The sequence below is a fragment of the Streptomyces sp. NPDC029292 genome, from assembly GCF_055569295.1.
Window position 1 is genome coordinate 204,983 of record NZ_JBVHXR010000019.1, and the last position, 16,747, is coordinate 221,729.

General features: G+C 71.2%; 17 protein-coding genes. 11 read left to right on the forward strand and 6 right to left on the reverse strand.

Translation table 11 applies throughout. The features are described 5' to 3' along the window. Positions 1-49 precede the first annotated feature (49 nt). On the forward strand, positions 50-583 hold the full coding sequence (locus tag ACZ4WS_RS35010; protein WP_467986892.1) for a DUF6328 family protein: 534 nt from the start codon (positions 50-52) through the stop codon (positions 581-583). Here ACZ4WS_RS35010 and ACZ4WS_RS35015 read toward each other — a convergent pair. Then, positions 522-1,139, reverse strand: a complete 618-nt coding sequence (locus ACZ4WS_RS35015) for a LysE family translocator (protein ID WP_467986841.1) — start codon at positions 1,137-1,139, stop codon at positions 522-524. The genes ACZ4WS_RS35010 and ACZ4WS_RS35015 overlap by 62 nt on opposite strands. A 122-nt stretch (positions 1,140-1,261) precedes the next feature. On the opposite strand from ACZ4WS_RS35015, the gene ACZ4WS_RS35020 reads away from it, so the two are divergent. Continuing rightward, the gene (locus ACZ4WS_RS35020) at positions 1,262-2,179 is read left to right on the forward strand and encodes a LysR family transcriptional regulator (RefSeq protein ID WP_467986842.1); all 918 of its coding nucleotides are present in this window, start codon (positions 1,262-1,264) and stop codon (positions 2,177-2,179) included. 8 nt (positions 2,180-2,187) lie between these two features. On the opposite strand, the gene ACZ4WS_RS35025 is transcribed toward ACZ4WS_RS35020, so the two are convergent. Continuing rightward, positions 2,188-2,646, reverse strand: coding sequence for an ATP-binding protein (locus tag ACZ4WS_RS35025; protein WP_467986843.1), 459 nt, complete (start codon positions 2,644-2,646; stop codon positions 2,188-2,190). 212 nt (positions 2,647-2,858) lie between these two features. Between ACZ4WS_RS35025 and ACZ4WS_RS35030 the strand changes: the two genes are divergently transcribed. Together ACZ4WS_RS35030 and ACZ4WS_RS35035 are read left to right on the forward strand one after the other, a co-directional pair. Further along, on the forward strand, positions 2,859-3,716 hold the full coding sequence (locus ACZ4WS_RS35030; protein WP_467986844.1) for a helix-turn-helix domain-containing protein: 858 nt from the start codon (positions 2,859-2,861) through the stop codon (positions 3,714-3,716). A gap of 12 nt (positions 3,717-3,728) precedes the next feature. Further along, on the forward strand, positions 3,729-3,953 hold the full coding sequence (locus tag ACZ4WS_RS35035; RefSeq protein ID WP_467986846.1) for a DUF397 domain-containing protein: 225 nt from the start codon (positions 3,729-3,731) through the stop codon (positions 3,951-3,953). A gap of 18 nt (positions 3,954-3,971) precedes the next feature. On the opposite strand, the gene ACZ4WS_RS35040 is transcribed toward ACZ4WS_RS35035, so the two are convergent. Beyond that, positions 3,972-5,096, reverse strand: coding sequence for an 8-amino-7-oxononanoate synthase (locus tag ACZ4WS_RS35040; protein WP_467986847.1), 1,125 nt, complete (start codon positions 5,094-5,096; stop codon positions 3,972-3,974). 160 nt (positions 5,097-5,256) lie between these two features. On the opposite strand from ACZ4WS_RS35040, the gene bioB reads away from it, so the two are divergent. The 3 genes from bioB to bioD are packed head-to-tail and all read left to right on the forward strand — an operon-like array spanning position 5,257 to position 8,507. Next, the gene (bioB, locus tag ACZ4WS_RS35045) at positions 5,257-6,507 is read left to right on the forward strand and encodes a biotin synthase BioB (protein WP_467986848.1); all 1,251 of its coding nucleotides are present in this window, start codon (positions 5,257-5,259) and stop codon (positions 6,505-6,507) included. Beyond that, positions 6,500-7,789 carry an adenosylmethionine--8-amino-7-oxononanoate transaminase gene (locus ACZ4WS_RS35050; protein ID WP_467986849.1) on the forward strand — a complete coding sequence of 430 codons (1,290 nt, stop codon included), beginning with the start codon at positions 6,500-6,502 and terminating at the stop codon, positions 7,787-7,789. The genes bioB and ACZ4WS_RS35050 overlap by 8 nt, the downstream gene beginning before the upstream one ends. 1 nt (position 7,790) lies before the next feature. Continuing rightward, a complete protein-coding gene (gene bioD, locus ACZ4WS_RS35055; protein WP_467986850.1) occupies positions 7,791-8,507 on the forward strand; it encodes a dethiobiotin synthase in 717 nt (238 codons plus the stop codon). A gap of 92 nt (positions 8,508-8,599) precedes the next feature. Here the strand turns inward: bioD and ACZ4WS_RS35060 are convergent, their stop codons facing one another. After that, complete coding sequence (locus tag ACZ4WS_RS35060) at positions 8,600-10,876, reverse strand: helix-turn-helix transcriptional regulator (RefSeq protein ID WP_467986851.1); 2,277 nt, start codon at positions 10,874-10,876, stop codon at positions 8,600-8,602. A gap of 115 nt (positions 10,877-10,991) precedes the next feature. Here ACZ4WS_RS35060 and ACZ4WS_RS35065 point away from each other — a divergent pair, with 115 nt between their 5' ends. Further along, on the forward strand, positions 10,992-11,678 hold the full coding sequence (locus tag ACZ4WS_RS35065) for an esterase/lipase family protein (RefSeq protein ID WP_467986853.1): 687 nt from the start codon (positions 10,992-10,994) through the stop codon (positions 11,676-11,678). A gap of 79 nt (positions 11,679-11,757) precedes the next feature. Next, positions 11,758-12,444, forward strand: a complete 687-nt coding sequence (locus ACZ4WS_RS35070; RefSeq protein ID WP_467986854.1) for a class I SAM-dependent methyltransferase — start codon at positions 11,758-11,760, stop codon at positions 12,442-12,444. Here the strand turns inward: ACZ4WS_RS35070 and ACZ4WS_RS35075 are convergent, their stop codons facing one another. Together ACZ4WS_RS35075 and ACZ4WS_RS35080 are read right to left on the reverse strand one after the other, a co-directional pair. Next, positions 12,445-12,819, reverse strand: coding sequence for a fic family toxin-antitoxin system, toxin component (locus ACZ4WS_RS35075; RefSeq protein ID WP_467986856.1), 375 nt, complete (start codon positions 12,817-12,819; stop codon positions 12,445-12,447). A gap of 4 nt (positions 12,820-12,823) precedes the next feature. Beyond that, positions 12,824-13,063 (reverse strand): toxin-antitoxin system HicB family antitoxin, encoded by a 240-nt coding sequence (locus ACZ4WS_RS35080; RefSeq protein ID WP_369256349.1) that lies wholly within the window; start codon positions 13,061-13,063, stop codon positions 12,824-12,826. Between the two features lie 219 nt (positions 13,064-13,282). On the opposite strand from ACZ4WS_RS35080, the gene ACZ4WS_RS35085 reads away from it, so the two are divergent. Together ACZ4WS_RS35085 and ACZ4WS_RS35090 are read left to right on the forward strand one after the other, a co-directional pair. Further along, positions 13,283-14,164: an ABC transporter ATP-binding protein gene (locus ACZ4WS_RS35085; protein WP_467986857.1), complete on the forward strand. Its 882-nt coding sequence runs from the start codon at positions 13,283-13,285 to the stop codon at positions 14,162-14,164. A gap of 7 nt (positions 14,165-14,171) precedes the next feature. Continuing rightward, positions 14,172-16,739 (forward strand): ABC transporter permease, encoded by a 2,568-nt coding sequence (locus ACZ4WS_RS35090; protein ID WP_467986858.1) that lies wholly within the window; start codon positions 14,172-14,174, stop codon positions 16,737-16,739. The last annotated feature ends 8 nt before the right edge of the window (positions 16,740-16,747 follow it).

The window sequence follows — 16,747 nt, forward strand, 5'->3', positions numbered from 1 at the left end:
CCGCCCATGACGGGGCGTGAACCGGGGACCGAACGGTTACTCGTTCACCATGGTCGATCAGCCTCCCCGGACGGCACGCCACGAGACGCCCCTCGAACGCGCCGACCGCAACTTCGCCGAACTGCTCCAGGAGCTGCGCGTCACGCAGACCGGAGTGCAGATCCTCTTCGCCTTCCTGCTGACGCTGGCCTTCACACAGCGCTTCCCGTCCCTCGACACGGTGCAGCGCGCCACCTACGTCACCACGCTGCTGCTCTCGGTCCTGGCCGCCGCTCTCTTCACGGCTCCCGCCGCCCTGCACCGCTCGTTGTTCCAGCGCAACGTCAAGCCGACCATCGTGCGGGTCTCCTCGCGGCTGGCCACCGTCGGTCTGAGCGTGCTCATGCTGGCGTTCACCGGATCGGTGCTGCTCGTCGTGGACGTCACGCTGGGCCGCGGCGCCGGCATCGCCGCGGGCGCGGGGACGCTCGCCGTCTGCCTGGCCCTGTGGCGGGTGCTGCCCTGGCTGCTGCAGCGGGACATCAGACCCGCAGCGGCTCCAGGAGAAGCACCAGACCGAGAATCGTCAGCGCGGCACCGGTGAATCCCTCCACGGCCCGGGCGGTACGCGGCCGGCGCAGCCACCGGCCGAGCCGGTCCACCAGCAGCGCGACCGCCGGGAACCACAGCAGGGCGAGGACGACCACGATCAGCGCCAGCAGCAGGGTGCGGGGCATGGCGGGGCTGCCCGCGGGCACGAACTGCGGCAGCAGGCTGAGGAAGGTGATCGGCGCCTTCGGGTTGAGCGCGTTGGTGACGAAGCCCTGTCGCAGCGGGCGCGCCCGGGGTGCCGCCTGGTCCGCGACCGTCTCGCGCGGTCGTCCCAGCGACCGCAGCGTCCGCACCCCGAGATAGAGCACATAGGCGCCGCCGAGGACCTGTAGCGCCCGGAACAGCGCGGGGACGGCCGTGAGGACCGCGGCGACCCCGGCGACGGCGAGCGCCGTATGCAGGAGCAGCCCGCCCGTGACCCCGAGCGCGCACACGACCCCGGCCCGGCGCGAGACCAGGGCGTTGCGTACGACGACGGCGAAATCGGCGCCCGGCATGGCGACCATGCCCGCGGCGACCCCCGTGAAGGCGATGAGCTGTGCGTTCATGAACACCAGGCTGCCCGCACCGGGCCTTCAGAAGGTATGTCGAATATCCTGGGTCTGTCTTAAGCAATCGTTTAGGCCCGTTCAGGCCCGGACGAGTGCGGCAGAGCTAGTGGAGAGGTGCCATGTACGACCCGACGCGGCTCGCGGCGCTGGTGGCGGTCGCCGAGGCAGGGTCGATCACCCGGGCCGCCGAGCGCCTCGGCTACACCCCGCCCGCGCTCTCCCAGCAGCTGGCGAAGCTGGAGCGGGAGGCGGGCGCGACCCTGTTGGTGCGGTCCCATCGTGGGGCGCGGCTGACGGGCGCGGGCGAGCTGCTGGTGACGCGGGCCCGCAGGATTCTCGACGAGATGGAGCGGGCCCGGCACGAACTGGCGCGTCTGGCGGGCCTGTCGGGCGGCACGCTGCGGCTGGGCACCTTCCAGACGGCGGGCATCCATCTGCTGCCGCCCGTACTCAGCGCCTTTCGCCGGGCGCACCCGGACGTGGAGCTGGCGGTCGCGAACTACGAGCCTCCGGCCGGCATTTCGGCGGTCGCGGCGGGCGAGGTGGACCTGGCACTGACCCACACCTACGAGCCCGCGGCGCCCGTACCCCTTCCTTCGTCCGTGGGCGTGGAGCCGGTGCTGGTCGAGGAGTTGGTGCTGGTGACCGCTCCCGGGCATGTCCTCGCGGGCGGCTCGGCGCGGCTGCCGCTGACCGAACTCGCCGGGCAGCCGCTGATCAGCATGGCCCCGGACCATCCGCCCCGGCAGGGCGTGGAGGCCGCGCTCGCCCGGGCCGGGGCCACCCCGTCGGTGCTGGTCGAGACCCCGGGGTACGCCCTGGTGTGCGCGCTGGTCAGCGCCGGGCTCGGGGTCGCGGTCGTACCGGAGATGGTAGCGAGGACCGCGGCGACACCGGTGGGGACGCGGCTGCTGGAGCCGGGAGATCTGCGCCGGACGATCTCGGTCGTCCACCGGATCGATGAGGCGGCACCCGCGGCCGATGCTTTCCGGGCTCTGCTGCGCGGCGCCTTCGGACGCGCCGCACAGCACAACTAGGCCACCGCTCAGGGCTCTTGCGGGCCTCCGGCGGGCACCGGCTGGACCGGTGCCGTCCACGGCAGTTCGATGGAGACGGTCTTACCACCCTCCCGAGTGGGCCGGACGGTGAGTCTGCCGCCGCACTCGGCGGTCAGCCAGCGGATGATCACCATGCCTCGGCCGTTGTCCTGTGCGACGGCGGCGGGCAGACGCTTGGGGAAGCGCGGGTGGCTGTCGGTGACGCCGATGCGCAGTTGTTCTTCTCGGTCGAGCCGGACATCGACCGTGAAGGTGGGCGACTGTCCGAGCGTGTGCTGGACGGCGTTGGTGGCTAGTTCGGACACGATCAGGCGTACGGTGTCGGCGACTTCGCAGTCGCACGGCAGGCCCCATTCGGCCAGCACGTCGGCGACGAACTTCCGGGCCGCGGAGACCGAGGCGGGATCGCTCGGCAGAGTGACGGATGCTTCCTGGTGATCTGCCATGGCGACGTCGTCCCTTTCCCACGGGACCGGAGCCCGACACGGAGCGGATGGTTCGAGTACGGTCCCGGACTGGTGCTTCGCGACAGACTGCCATTACTGGGCCGGTCACAGGTGCGATCCACCGAGATATGCATATATCTGTCGCTCGATGCGGTGAACTCTGCGACGGCAGAGCGTATTTGGGCGGCTCGGAAGGAGTAAGGAGTACGGCCATGCAGCACGGTCCCGCGGTGCGCCGCCGCAAGCTCGGTGCCGAACTGCGCGCGCTGCGCGCCCAAGCGGGCCTCACCAGTGGTGAGTCGGCCCGCCTCCTCGGCTGGCACCAGTCGAAGGTGAGCCGGATCGAGACCGGCACCAGCGGGGTGAAGCCGGCGGACGTAGAGCGCTTACTGGACGCGTACGCCGTCGATGATCCCGAATTACGCGATCTCCTGGTCGTGTTGGCGGGAGCCGAAGGCAACGGACGGCACCACTGGTGGCACGCCTACCGCGGCGTCCTGCCATCGACGTACCGCGACTTCATCAGTCTGGAGTCGCAGGCCAGCGGAATGCGCACGCTGGAGACCTCCGTGGTGCCGGGGCTGTTGCAGACACCCGAGTACGCCCGGGCGGTCACCCACGCAGCCGTGGGCGGACTGGAGGACGGCAAGCTCGACGCGCTCGTCGAGGTGCGCCTGGCCCGGCAGGACGTGCTGCGTTCGAATCCGCCGCTGGAGCTCAGCGCGGTCCTGGACGAGGCGGTGCTGCGCCGGGAGGTCGGCGGCCCCGAGGTCATGGCGCGGCAATTGCTGCGGCTGCGGGAGGCGGCGGCTCTGCCTCAAGTGCGACTTCAGGTACTGCCGTTCGCCGCAGGGGCTCACATCGGAATCACCGGCCCTTTCGTAATCTTCTCATTTCCGAACACAACTGATCTGGATGTGGTTGTTCTCGACCACTTGACGAGTAGCCTCTACCTCGAGCGGAAAGAAGACCTTCAGGCCTACAGCGAGGCTTTCAACGCCCTTCAGTTCCACGCCCTTTCGCCCGAGGACTCGTTGGACTACATCGCCGGGATAGGTGACGGCGTGTAAGGAGGCACCCCCATGTCTGCATTGCCTCGGTACGTACCTTCCAGTACTTCACTCCACGACGTGCGATGGCTGCGCAGCAGCCGGAGTACGGGAATGAACAACTGCGTCGAGACCGCACGACCGGGCCCAGGACCCTGGGCCGGACTGGTGGCCGTGCGGGATTCCAAGAACAAGACGGGCCCCGCCCTGCTCTTCGCCCCTGCCGCCTGGGAGGGTTTTATCGCCGCACTGAGCTGACCATCACCGAGCTGCCCGTCATCGCGTCGCGCTGATCACACGGATGGCATCGCCGACCTGCTCGTCGGTGAGGTCCGCGCGGGCGGTCAGCCGCAGCCGTGAGATGCCGTCGGGCACGGACGGGGGGCGGAAGCAGCCGACGGCGAGTCCCGCCTCTCGGCAGTCGGCCGCCCACCGCACGGCCCGTTCGGGGGACGGCGCGCGCACGGAGACGACGGCGGCGTCCGGTCGTACCGCTTCGAGGCCCTCGGCCGTCAGGCGGGTGTGCAGTGCCGTCGCCACCGAGCGGGCCCGTGCGGCCCGCTCCGGCTCGCGGCGCAGCAGGCGCAGCGCCGCGAGGGCCGCGCCCGCCGCCGCGGGGGCCAGGCCGGTGTCGAAGATGAAGGTGCGCGCCGCGTTGACCAGGTGGTCGATGACCGGTGCGGGACCGAGGACGGCGCCGCCCTGGCTGCCGAACGACTTGGAGAGCGTGACCGTCACGACGACGTCCGGGTCGCCCGCGAGCCCCGCCGCGTGCGGAGCGCCCCGGCCGCCGTCGCCCAGGACGCCGAGCCCGTGCGCGTCGTCGACGATCAGCCCGGCTCCGTACTCTCGGCAGGCGAGGGCGAGTTCGGACAGCGGCGCCGCGTCCCCGTCCACCGAGAAGACCGTGTCGGAGACGGCGACGGCGGGCCCCTCATGGGTGCCCAGCGCCTTGCGCACGGCGTCGGGGTCGGCATGCGCGACGACCTGGGTGGTGCCGCGGGCCAGCCGGCAGCCGTCGATCAGCGAGGCGTGGTTGCCCGCGTCCGAGACGACGAGGGAGCCGTGCGGCGCGAGCGCGGTCACGGCGGCGAGATTGGCCGCGTATCCGGAGGAGAAGACGAGCGCGGACTCGAAGCCGCAGAAGTCGGCCAGCTCGCGTTCGAGTTCTGCGTGCAGTTCGGTGGTGCCCGTGACGAGCCGGGAGCCGGTGGCGCCGCCGCCCCAGCGTCTCACGGCCTCCGCCGCGGCCTCGGTGATCTCCGGGTGGCGGGCGAGACCGAGGTAGTCGTTGCTCGCGAGATCGAGGAGCGGCGAGTCGGCGGGGCGGGGGCGCAGGGTGCGTACGAGTCCGGCCCGGCCGCGCGCTCGCGCCTGCTCGTCGATCCAGCCGAACGCCATCTGTCCTCCGGACCGTCGTGACGGGTGTTTTGTAGGCAGTGCACAGACCCTAGCGGCCGGACCCGCAGCCCAGGATGTGGCAATACCCACACGTCGAACCGACTCTCTTGTGCGAACTCTCCTTGGCCGGGAGCGGTCGCATGGTCCAGGATCGGACCTCATGGACCTGCTGAACACGCTGGTGGACAAGGGGCTTCGGCGCGAGCTGCCGACCCGGGACGAAGCTCTGGCCGTGCTGGCCACCTCCGACGACGACGTGCTCGACGTGGTGGCCGCGGCCGGCAAGGTGCGCCGGCACTGGTTCGGCCGACGGGTGAAACTCAACTATCTCGTCAACCTGAAGTCGGGCCTGTGCCCCGAGGACTGCTCGTACTGCTCGCAGCGACTCGGCTCCAAGGCCGACATCCTGAAGTACACCTGGCTCAAGCCCGACGAGGCCTCGCAGGCCGCGGCGGCCGGGCTCGCCGGGGGCGCCAAGCGGGTCTGCCTGGTGGCCAGCGGCCGCGGTCCGACGGACCGTGACGTGGACCGGGTCTCCGACACCATCAAGGCGATCAAGGACCAGAACGAGAACGTCGAGGTGTGCGCCTGCCTCGGCCTGCTCTCCGACGGCCAGGCCGAGCGGCTGCGGGACGCGGGCGCGGACGCGTACAACCACAACCTCAACACGTCCGAGGGGACGTACGGGGACATCACGACCACGCACACGTACGCCGACCGGGTGGACACGGTGCAGAAGGCGCACGCGGCGGGCCTGTCCGCCTGCTCGGGCCTGATCGCGGGCATGGGCGAGAGCGACGAGGACCTGGTCGACGTCGTCTACTCGCTGCGCGAGCTCGACCCGGACTCCGTTCCGGTGAACTTCCTGATCCCGTTCGAGGGCACCCCGCTCGCCAAGGAGTGGAACCTCACCCCGCAGCGCTGTCTGCGCATCCTGGCGATGGTCCGGTTCGTCTGCCCGGACGCCGAGGTCCGTATCGCGGGCGGCCGCGAGGTGCACCTGCGCACGATGCAGCCGCTGGCCCTGCACCTGGCCAACTCGATCTTCCTCGGCGACTACCTCACCAGTGAGGGCCAGGCCGGCAAGGCGGACCTCGACATGATCGCGGACGCCGGGTTCGAGGTGGAGGGCGCGGGCGAGGTGACGCTGCCGGAGCACCGGGTTTCGGTGGGCGGGGGCTACGGGTCCCACGAAGGCGGCGGATGCGGCTCGCACGAGAGTGCGGGGTGCGGATCCCACGACGGTGGCGATGTGTGCGGATCCCACAGCGGCGCCGGTGTGTGCGGATCCGTCCCGGCCGCCACTTCGGCTGCTTCGGCCGCATCGACAGAGCAGGCGTCCGACGCACGTACGGATCTCGTCGCCGTACGCCGCCGAGGTGCCGGAACGGACCTCGCGCCCAATGCCTGAGCTGTCCGTGCGCGAGCTGCTGGACCTCGACCGGCGGCACGTCTGGCATCCGTACGGACCGATGCCCGGCCGCCAGGAGCCGCTGGTCGTGGAGTCCGCGAGCGGGGTGCGGCTGCGGATGGCGGACGGCTCGGGCGAACTGATCGACGGCATGTCGTCGTGGTGGTCGGCGATCCACGGCTACAACCACCCGGTCCTGAACGACGCGGTGCGCGGCCAGCTGGACCGCATGAGCCATGTCATGTTCGGCGGGCTCACGCACGAGCCGGCCGTGCGACTGGCGAAGCGCCTTGTCGACATGTCACCCGAGGGGCTCGAGCACGTCTTCCTGGCCGACTCGGGCTCGGTCTCGGTCGAGGTCGCCGTCAAGATGTGCCTCCAGCACTGGCGCTCGCTCGGCCACCCCGGCAAGCAGCGGCTGCTGACCTGGCGCGGCGGCTACCACGGCGACACCTGGCAGCCGATGTCGGTGTGCGACCCCGAGGGCGGGATGCACGAGCTGTGGCAGGGCGTGCTGCAGCGCCAGGTGTTCGCCGACGCGCCGCCGGTCGCGTACGAGGAGTCGTACGCCGACCATCTGCGCGAACTCATCGAACGGCACGCCGACGAGCTGGCCGCGGTGATCGTGGAGCCGGTGGTGCAGGGCGCGGGTGGGATGCGGTTCCACTCCCCCGCGTATCTGCGCGTGCTGCGTGAGGCGTGCGACGCGCACGACGTGCTGCTGGTCTTCGACGAGATCGCGACCGGCTTCGGCCGTACGGGCGCGCTGTTCGCGGCGGAGCACGCGGGCGTGACGCCGGACGTGATGTGCGTGGGCAAGGCGCTGACCGGCGGCTATATGACGATGGCGGCGACGCTGTGCACGGCGCGGGTGGCGGACGGGATCTCGCGCGGCGAGGTCCCGGTGCTCGCACACGGCCCGACCTTCATGGGCAATCCGCTCGCCGCCGCGGTGGCCTGCGCCTCGATCGACCTGCTGCTCGGGCAGGACTGGCAGAGCGAGGTCAAGCGGATCGAGGCGGGGCTGCGGGAAGGACTGGCGGAGGCCGCGTCACTGCCGGGCGTTCGGGACGTACGCGTCCTGGGGGCGATCGGCGTCGTCCAGCTCGACCGCGCCCTTGACGAGGCGGCCATGAAGGCGGCGACGGCGGCCGCCGTACGCGAGGGCGTGTGGCTGCGGCCGTTCCGCGACCTCGTCTACACGATGCCGCCGTACGTCACGGGTGACGAGGACGTGGCACGGATCGCGCGCGCGGTGTGCGCGGCGGCGCGGGAGGGATGACATGCCGGTACTGGTGATCACGGGGACGGGCACGGAGGTCGGCAAGACGATCGCCACCGCCGCCGTCGCCGCCGCTGCCCTCGCCGCCGGGCGCTCCGTGGCCGTACTCAAGCCCGCGCAGACCGGTGTACGTCCGGACGAGCGCGGGGACGCCGACGAGGTGGCCCGGCTCGCGGGCACCGTCACCACGCTCGAACTCGCCCGGTATCCCGAGCCGTTGGCCCCCGCGACCGCTGCCCGGCGCGCACGCCTGGCGCCCGTGCACCCGCGGGAGGTGGCGGAGGCCGCGGCCAAGCTGGCCACCGAGCACGACCTGGTGCTGGTCGAGGGAGCGGGCGGCCTGCTCGTACGGTTCGACGACGAGGGCGGCACGCTGGCGGACACGGCACGGCTGCTCGACGCGCCGGTACTGGTGGTCGCTTCGGCAGGGCTGGGCACACTCAACACGACGGAGCTGACGGCTCATGAACTACGGGGCCGTGGGCTGGACTTCGCCGGTGTCGTGATCGGCAGCTGGCCCAGCTCTCCCGATCTGGCGATGCGTTGCAATCTCGCGGACCTGCCGATGGTGACCGGCGCCCCGCTGCTCGGCGCGGTGCCGTCCGGCGCCGGGACTCGTACACCTGCCGACTTCCGTTCGGAGGCACCGAGTTGGCTGGCCCCCCAGCTGGGCGGAAACTGGAACGCGAGCGCCTTCGCGGCGTCCTACGCCCCGTAAGAAGCGGGAGGGACTGCGCCCCGTAAGGGGCGCGGGGAACTGCGCGACCAGCCACAAACAACCAGCAGCCGACGAACCCCACAAGAGCCCCCTCACCCCTCCCCCAGCAACCTCACCAACTCGATCCGCGACCGAATCCCCAACCGCGCGAACACCCCCCGCAGATGGTGATCGATCGTCCGCGGGCTGAGCGCGAGCCGCGCGGCGATCTCCCGGTTGGTGGCCCCCTCCGCAGCCATACGGGCCACCATCAACTGCTGAGCGGTCAGTAGGGCCACGAGGGCCTCCTGGCCTCGTACCGGGGCGGCCGGTTCACCAAGGACCCGGAGTTCGGCCCGCGCCTGCGCAGCACACCGCGGCGACCCGAAGTACTCAAACGCTTCGAGCGCACTGTGCAGCCGATCGCGCGCTTCCGTACGGTGCCGCAGTCGTCGCAGCGCACCACCGAACAGCAGCTCCGTGCGGGCCCGTTCGAAATCACGGCTGCCGGAGGCGTGCAGGTCGAGAGCGGTTCGGTAGTGCTCCACGGCCTCTTCACCGCCCGCGAGGAGGCCCCGGCAGCGCGCGCTGAGGGCCAGTTCGTCGGGACTGCGGATGGTGCGCGCCCAATGGTCGTAGTCGGCGTGGGCGGCGCGGGCGACCCTGGTGTCCCCGGTGCGGACGGCGGCCTCGACGTAGATCGGGGTGGCGAGGTGCCGGATGGCGCGGTGCCCGTGCCCGGGGCCGAACCCGGCGAGGGCGCGCAACCGGGCCGCGGAGGCGGCGAAGCGGCCGGCGCCGAGGTCGAGGAAGGCGAGCGCGAACAGGGCCAGTGCGGCGGGCAGGCCGAGCCCGCGCGCCAGGGCGTAGGAGCGGGCGGCCTCGGCGCGCTCCCGGCAGACGTCCTCGTCACCGGTGACGGCGGCGAACATCGCGAGGGCGGCCTGCAGATGACAGGCCCCGTTGTCCTGACCGGTGGCGTACGCCTGGTGCAGCGCCTCCAGGGCGGCGGCCTCGGCGGCCCGCGGGCGCCCGGTCCAGAAGTCCGCGTAGGTCCGGAACTCCATGGCCTGCGGCACGGTGACCGCCTCTCCCCTGGCCCGGGCCGAAGCGGCCGCCCGCACCGTGGCGGTGGCGGCTCCGGTGTGGTCGCCGAGCAGCAGCGCCGCGATACCGGAGTGGATCAGGAGGGTGGGGTCGCCACCGGGACCGCAGCGCCCGGCCGACGCCTTCAGCACGTCGCGCGCGTCGTCGTACCGGCCCTCGAAGGCGGCGGCGAGGCCGCCCAGCGTGCCCGGCGGCACGATCCCGAGCCGGTCGGCGACGGCGGCCGCCTCCCGGCAGCGCCGCAAGTCGCCGGTGTAGATGGCCGCTTCGGTGGCCCGGGCGAGGAGGTGAGCGGGGGCGTCGGGGGTACCGGACGCCGCCGCGTCGCCGCTCGCGTACCGCATCGCGGCGGTCAGCAGCGCGTCGAAGGCGTCCGTCGCGTTCCCGGCGCGCAGCGCCAGCAGGCCGCTCAGGGCCTCGTCGTGAGTGGACACGACCAGGCGGCGGGCGCGGTCGCCGTCGCCCGACCGCCAGGCGTCGGCCGCGGCGCGTGCGAGCAGCCGGGTCCGCTCCTGCGGGTCGGGCGACAGCGCGGCGGAGCGTTCGACGAGGGCGCAGGCCAAGGCGTGTTCGCCCGCGCCGCGCGCCGCGTGTGCGGCGGTCCGGAGCTCCGCCGCGAGCCGTCGGCTCGGGCCGAGCGCGGCCGCACCGCGGTGCCAGGACCGCCGCGGTGACTCACCCTCTCCTCGCAGGACTCGGGCGAGCAGTTGATGAACGGCGCGCCGGTCCCCTGCGGACGCGGTCTCGTACGCCGCGATCCTGGTCCAGTGGTCACGGAAGACGACTCCGCCGGCCGTGGCGTGGGCGAGCCCCGCCGTGTCGGCGAGGTCGAGGGGCCGGGTGTCGAGCCGGGCCGCGGTGACGGCGCGCAGGAAGGCGTGCGTGGCGACCGGGTGCTGATCGGCCGCCGCGAGGAGCAGCAGGAGGCGGGTGCTGTCGGGCAGGGCGCGGACTTCCTGGCGGCAGCCGCGCAGGAGTGTCGGGGGCTGCGCGGGAAGCGGGTCCAGACCGGCGCGTTGGCGCTCGGTCAGCACGGAGGCGAGCTCGGCGGCCGCGCGTGCGTCGCCGTGCGCGGCGCGCAGGACCCGTACGCGCACGCCATCTGGAAATCGCACGCCGTCGGCAGCGCGTACGCCGTCGGGGTGTCGTACCCCGTCGGCAGGGCGTACGCCGTCAGAAGCACGTACGTCGTCGGGGAGTTGGGGGCCGAGGCGCTGCCACGCGTGCGTGAGCTGCGGTGGCGAAGCGTGCGGGAGAGGCGGGGGGTTCACCGAAGTCACCACACGTATGACGTTACTGGCGAGTTAACTGGCAAGTAAAGACCGGCGATTTCGCCGATGCGGCGCGCGTAGACCCCGCCTGACACTCCAGGCAACCCCACCCGTTTCAGGAGGCACCATGCAACGCCGCATGCGCCGTATCGCCACGTTCTTCTCCGCCGTGGCGGCAGCGCTCCTTCTGTCACTCTCCCTCTCCGCCGCCCCCGCTCAGGCGGCCACCCACAACCCCGTTGTCTTCGTCCACGGTCTGAGCAGTTCGTCGAGCAGCTGGGACGACTGGGTCGCCGACTTCAAGGCGGACGGCTACTCCTCTTCCGAGCTGTTCGCGTGGTCGTACGACTGGTCGCAGTCGAACGTGAGCACCGCCCAGCAACTGGCCACCGAGGTCAAGAGCGTGCTCGCGCAGACCGGCGCCTCGAAGGTGGACCTGGTCGTGCACTCCATGGGCGCGCTCAGCGCGCGCTACTACCTCAAGAACCTCGGCGGGACGTCGTACGTCGACGACTTCGTGTCCACCGCCGGGGTGAACCACGGGACGACCGTCGCCTCGTGGTGCAAGTGGCTGTATACGTCGTGCGCCGAGATGTACACCGGCAGCTCGTTCCTGACCTCACTGAACTCCGGTGACGAGACACCGGGCAGCGTCTCGTACGCCAGCTACTGGTCGAACTGCGACGACATGCTCACCCCGGACACCAGCGCGATCCTGGACGGCGCCACCAATGTGGAGGTCGGCTGCATCTCGCACACCGACATGAACAACGACTACGGCGTCTACGAACAGGTGCGCGACTTCATCGCCTGACGCGCGGCGCGTGTGGCGGACGTCCAGGGGGGAGAATCACGGTAAGGCCCGTCCTCCCGGGAGGTCCGTCATGCCGCGCATGCCACTCGGATCAGCCGACTCCGGCAAGGTGACGCGGGACGCCGTGCACCATCCGCTGTTCGCCCGCTACTACGCCCGTATCAGCGTGACCGCCGAGACACGGTTGGGCATGGGCGGGGTACGCGACCGGCTGCTCGCCGGGCTGTCGGGGCGGGTCATCGAGATCGGCGCGGGCAATGGCCTGAACTTCGCGCACTATCCGGGCACCGTGTCGGAGGTCGTCGCCATCGAACCCGAGCGCCTGCTGCGGCAGTTGGCCGTGGAGGCGGCGCTGCGCTCCGACGTGCCCGTGGACGTGGTGCCGGGCGCGGCGGAGGCCCTGCCGGTCAAGAGCGAGGCGTTCGACGCGGCCGTGGTCTCGCTGGTGCTGTGCAGCGTCCGCGATGTACCGCGCACGCTCGCCGAGCTACGGCGTGTGCTGCGGCCCGGCGGCATTGTGCGCTTCTTCGAGCACGGCAAGGGCGGCGGGCGCGCGATGACGTACACCCAGCGCGGCCTGGACCGCACGGTGTGGCCGCGGCTCAACGGCGGCTGTCATCTGGCCCGCGACCCGATCGCCGCGCTGCGGGACGCCGGGTTCGAACTGGGCCCGTACCGGCGGATGCTGATGCCCGAAAGAGGGCCGCGGCTGCCCACGTCGTACTGCGTGCTGGGCAGCGCGTGGCGCCCGGGGCCCGCGGAGTAGTCACAGACTCCACTGCCGCAGCTCGCGTGCGATGTCGTGCACCGTGGCGTCGCCGCTCTTCACCAGGCGGGCCAGTTCGCGCACCTGCTCGGGAGAGGTGACGACCTTGAGGCCGCTCGCGACGAGATAGGCGTACGCGACGGCCGAGGCGAACATCGCGTTGGAGCGTTCGAGTGCCGGTACGTGCAGCAGGAGCTGGAGCAGCGCGGCGGCGCGGGCGTGCGGGCTGTCGTAGACGGGAATGCCGAATATCTCCGCCTCGTGCCGGCTGACGGCGGCGACGAGGGCTCCCCAGTCGGTGACCTGGGGATCTCCGGGTGTCTTCTGTTCGGCGATCATGAGGAGCCAGGCAAGGTCGACTCTGAGACTGCTCAAGGGATCAACGACGACCTTCGCGCGCGCCTTCTCGGTCCGCGCCGAATTCCTCGGCGAAGACGTTCTCATACTGCTTCATGAAGTCGGCGGCGGCCTCGACGAAGGTGTGGCCCACCTCCCCGGTGTCCTGTCTGACCAGCTCTTCGATGTAGCGGTTCACGCTCATGCCACGCTCCAGGGCTCGCTCGCGAGCGGCTCGGGCCGTGCCCTCGTCCACCCGTACGTTCAGCTGAGTCTTCGCCATACCTCGAAGCTAGCGCCGGATTGCTAGCACCGGCAAGGGGGCCTCGGGTGGACGCGAGGTGGAGAGGCGACGGTGGAGAGTGCCCCTTACACGGATATCAGGGGCACGACCTGAGGCGGAGACCGCCCGGCACCTCGGGGGGATACCGGGTGTGCCCCCGATCACATTAGGCTCGGCCGGGACAAGGGAGTCGGGACGTCCACGACCTAGGAGGCGGCCTTGTCCACACCTGCTGCGGAGCAAGCCGTCGGGCTCGCGGACGCCGACGGGATCGCCGCCCGCGCCCGTGGCCTGACGAAGGCCTACGGCTCGGGCGAGACGACGGTGCTCGCCCTCGACTCTGTCGACGCGGACATCGCGCGCGGCCGCTTCACCGCGGTCATGGGGCCGTCGGGATCCGGGAAGTCCACCCTCATGCACTGCCTGGCGGGACTCGACACCGTTTCGGCCGGACAAGTGTGGCTGGGCGACACCGAGATCACGGGGCTGAAGGAGCGCGAGCTGACCCGGCTGCGGCGGGACCGCATCGGCTTCATGTTCCAGTCGTTCAACCTGATTCCGACGCTGAACGCGGCCGAGAACATCACTCTGCCCATGGACATCGCGGGCCAGAAACCGGACCAGAAGTGGCTGGACCAGGTCATCGACACGCTCGGTCTGCGCGACCGGCTCAAGCACCGGCCCGCGCAGCTGTCCGGAGGCCAGCAGCAGCGCGTCGCCTGCGCCCGGGCGCTCGCCTCGCGCCCCGAGCTGATCTTCGCGGACGAGCCGACCGGCAATCTCGACTCCCGCGCGGGGCTCGAAGTCCTCGGCTTCCTGCGCGAGGCGGTCGACGAGCTGGGCCAGACGGTTGTCATGGTCACCCACGATCCGGGCGCGGCCGCCCACTCCGACCTGGTGCTCTTCCTCGGGGACGGGCGGATCGTGGACGAGATGGAGCGGCCCACGGCGGAGGCGGTGCTCGAACGTATGAAGCGGTTTGACACGATCCGGGTCACCTTCGACGGCGGGGGCGGCACCCGTGACGCGGCTCCCGACGGCGACGCCACCTCCGAAGGCGACTCCGGCGGCTCCGGCGACGTAACCCTCGACAAGGACTGAGGCGGTCGTGCTCAAGGCGACACTGCGGAGCTTTCTCGCGCACAAGGGACGGCTGCTGCTCTCGGCGCTCGCCGTCGTTCTGTCCGTCGCGTTCGTCGCGGGCAGCCTGATCTTCTCGGACACGGTGACCCGCACCTTCGACCGGCTCTTCGCCTCCACCTCGGCCGATGTGACCGTCGAGCCGAAGAACGACCTCAACTCGCAGATTCCGACCGGCGCCACCGAGACCGTGCCCGCCGCGCTCGCGGACCGCCTGGCGAAGGTCGACGGCGTCGCGGCCACCCATGTGGACGCGGCGGTCGAGAACGCCACGGTCGTCGACCGCAAGAACGAGTCGGTCGGGCCGACCACGGGTGCCCCCACCATCGTCACCAACTGGGAGGTCACCGAACGCAGTCCGGTGAAGCTGACCTCAGGCCATGAGCCGAAGGGGGACGGCGAGGCACTCCTGGACGCGGACACCGCCAAGAAGAAGCACGTCCGCGTCGGCGACCCCCTGACGGTGCAGGCACAGCCCGGCTCGTTCAAGGTGAGGATCGTCGGGATCGCCACCTTCACCACCACCAACCCCGGTGCCGCGCTGATGTTCCTCGACACCCCGACCGCGCAGACCAAACTGCTCGGCAGCACCGAAGCCGCCACGAGCATCTCGGTGGACGCGGCGCCGGGTGTCAGCGACGCCCAGCTGAAGCAGCGCATCGCCGCCGAGCTCGGCACGAAGACCTACGACTTGAAGACGGCCGACGAGCAGGCCAAGTCCGCCGCCTCCGATCTCGGCGGATTCCTGGACGTCATCAAGTACGTGATGCTCGGCTTCGCCGGGATCGCCGTGCTCGTGGGCGTCTTCCTGATCGTCAACACGTTCTCGATGCTCATCGCGCAACGCACCCGCGAGCTGGGCCTGTTGCGCGCGCTGGGCGCCGACCGGCGGCAGGTGCGCCGGTCCGTGCTCACCGAGGCGTTGCTCCTCGGTCTGGTCGGCTCGACGCTCGGCCTGACCGCGGGCATCGGGCTCGCGCTGGGGCTGATCAAGCTCATGACCGCGTTCGGCATGAACCTCAAGTCCACCGAGATGGTGATCGGTTGGGCGACACCTGTCGCGGCGTACGTCGTCGGAGTCGGCGTCACCTTCGTGGCGGCGTACCTCCCGGCCAGGCGCGCGGCGGGCGTCTCCCCCATGGCGGCCCTCTCGGACGCCGAAGTCGCCGGTGTGGGACGTCCGTTGCGCGTGCGGGCCGTGGTGGGCTCGGTCGTCGGCGCGGCCGGTGCCGCCGCGCTCGCGGGGTGCGCCGCGTCGTCGAAGACCTCGACGTCCGCCTCATTGCTGGGACTTGGTGTCGTCCTCACGCTCATCGCGACGGTGATCGCGGGCCCGCTCCTGGTACGGCCGGTGATCCGGGTCCTGGGCGGCGCGTTCCCCGCCCTGTTCGGCTCGGTCGGGCGGATGAGCCAGCGCAACGCGCTGCGCAATCCACGGCGCACGGGAGCCACCGCCGCCGCCCTGATGGTGGGCCTCGCCCTGGTCGGCGGCATGTCCGTGGCCAGCGCGTCCATGACCAAGTCCTTCGACCAGCAGATCGACAAGACGCTGGGCGCCGACTTCGTGATCCAGAACAGCAACTTCGTGCCGTTCTCGCAGGAGCTCACCGACAAGGTGCGCGGCACGCAGGGCGCCGGGCTCGTGGTCCGCCAGCGGTTCACGCCCGTCGCGGTGCGGCTGCCGGACGGCAAGCGGATCGAGACGACCGCCGCGGGCTACGACCCGCGGCTCGACGACGTCGCCCACATCAAGTACGCGCAGGGGGACACCGCCGTGGCGCTCGCGGACGGGCACATCGCCATGGACGTGGGCTTCGCGAAGAAGCACGACGTGCGCGTCGGCAGCACGATCCCCGTCGAGTTCCCCGCCGGGCGGAAGACCGAGCTGACCGTCGGCGCGCTCAGCGACCAGGACGCCGCCGAGGGCTTCGGGATGCAGGGCGGCCTGTACTTCGGCCTCGGCACGATCGAGAGGTACGTGCCCGGTGGACAGGACTCCGCGCTGTATGTGAACGCGGCCTCGGGCACCGGCGCCGACCAGTTGCGCGCGCGTCTGGAGAAGACGCTCGACCCGTATCCGCAGGTACAGGTCCGCGACCAGGCCGACTACAAGAAACTGATCCATGATCAGATCGCCGTGCTGCTCTACCTGGTGTACGCACTGCTCGGACTCGCGATCGTCATCGCGGTGCTCGGCGTGGTCAACACCCTCGCCCTGTCGGTCGTGGAGCGCACCCGGGAGATCGGGCTGCTGCGTGCCATCGGGCTCGCCCGGCGCCAGCTGCGCCGGATGATCCGCCTCGAATCAGTCGTGATCGCGGTGTTCGGTGCCGTCCTGGGTCTCGCGCTGGGGCTGGTCTGGGGCGTCTGCGTACAGCAGGTACTCGCCTTGCAGGGCATGAAGGCGCTCGCCATCCCCTGGACGACGATCATCGCGGTGGTGGTCGGTTCGGCGGTCGTGGGCATCGTGGCGGCGCTGCTGCCGGCGTTGCGCGCCTCCCGTATGAACGTGCTGGCGGCGATCGCCCACGAGTGATTGACTCG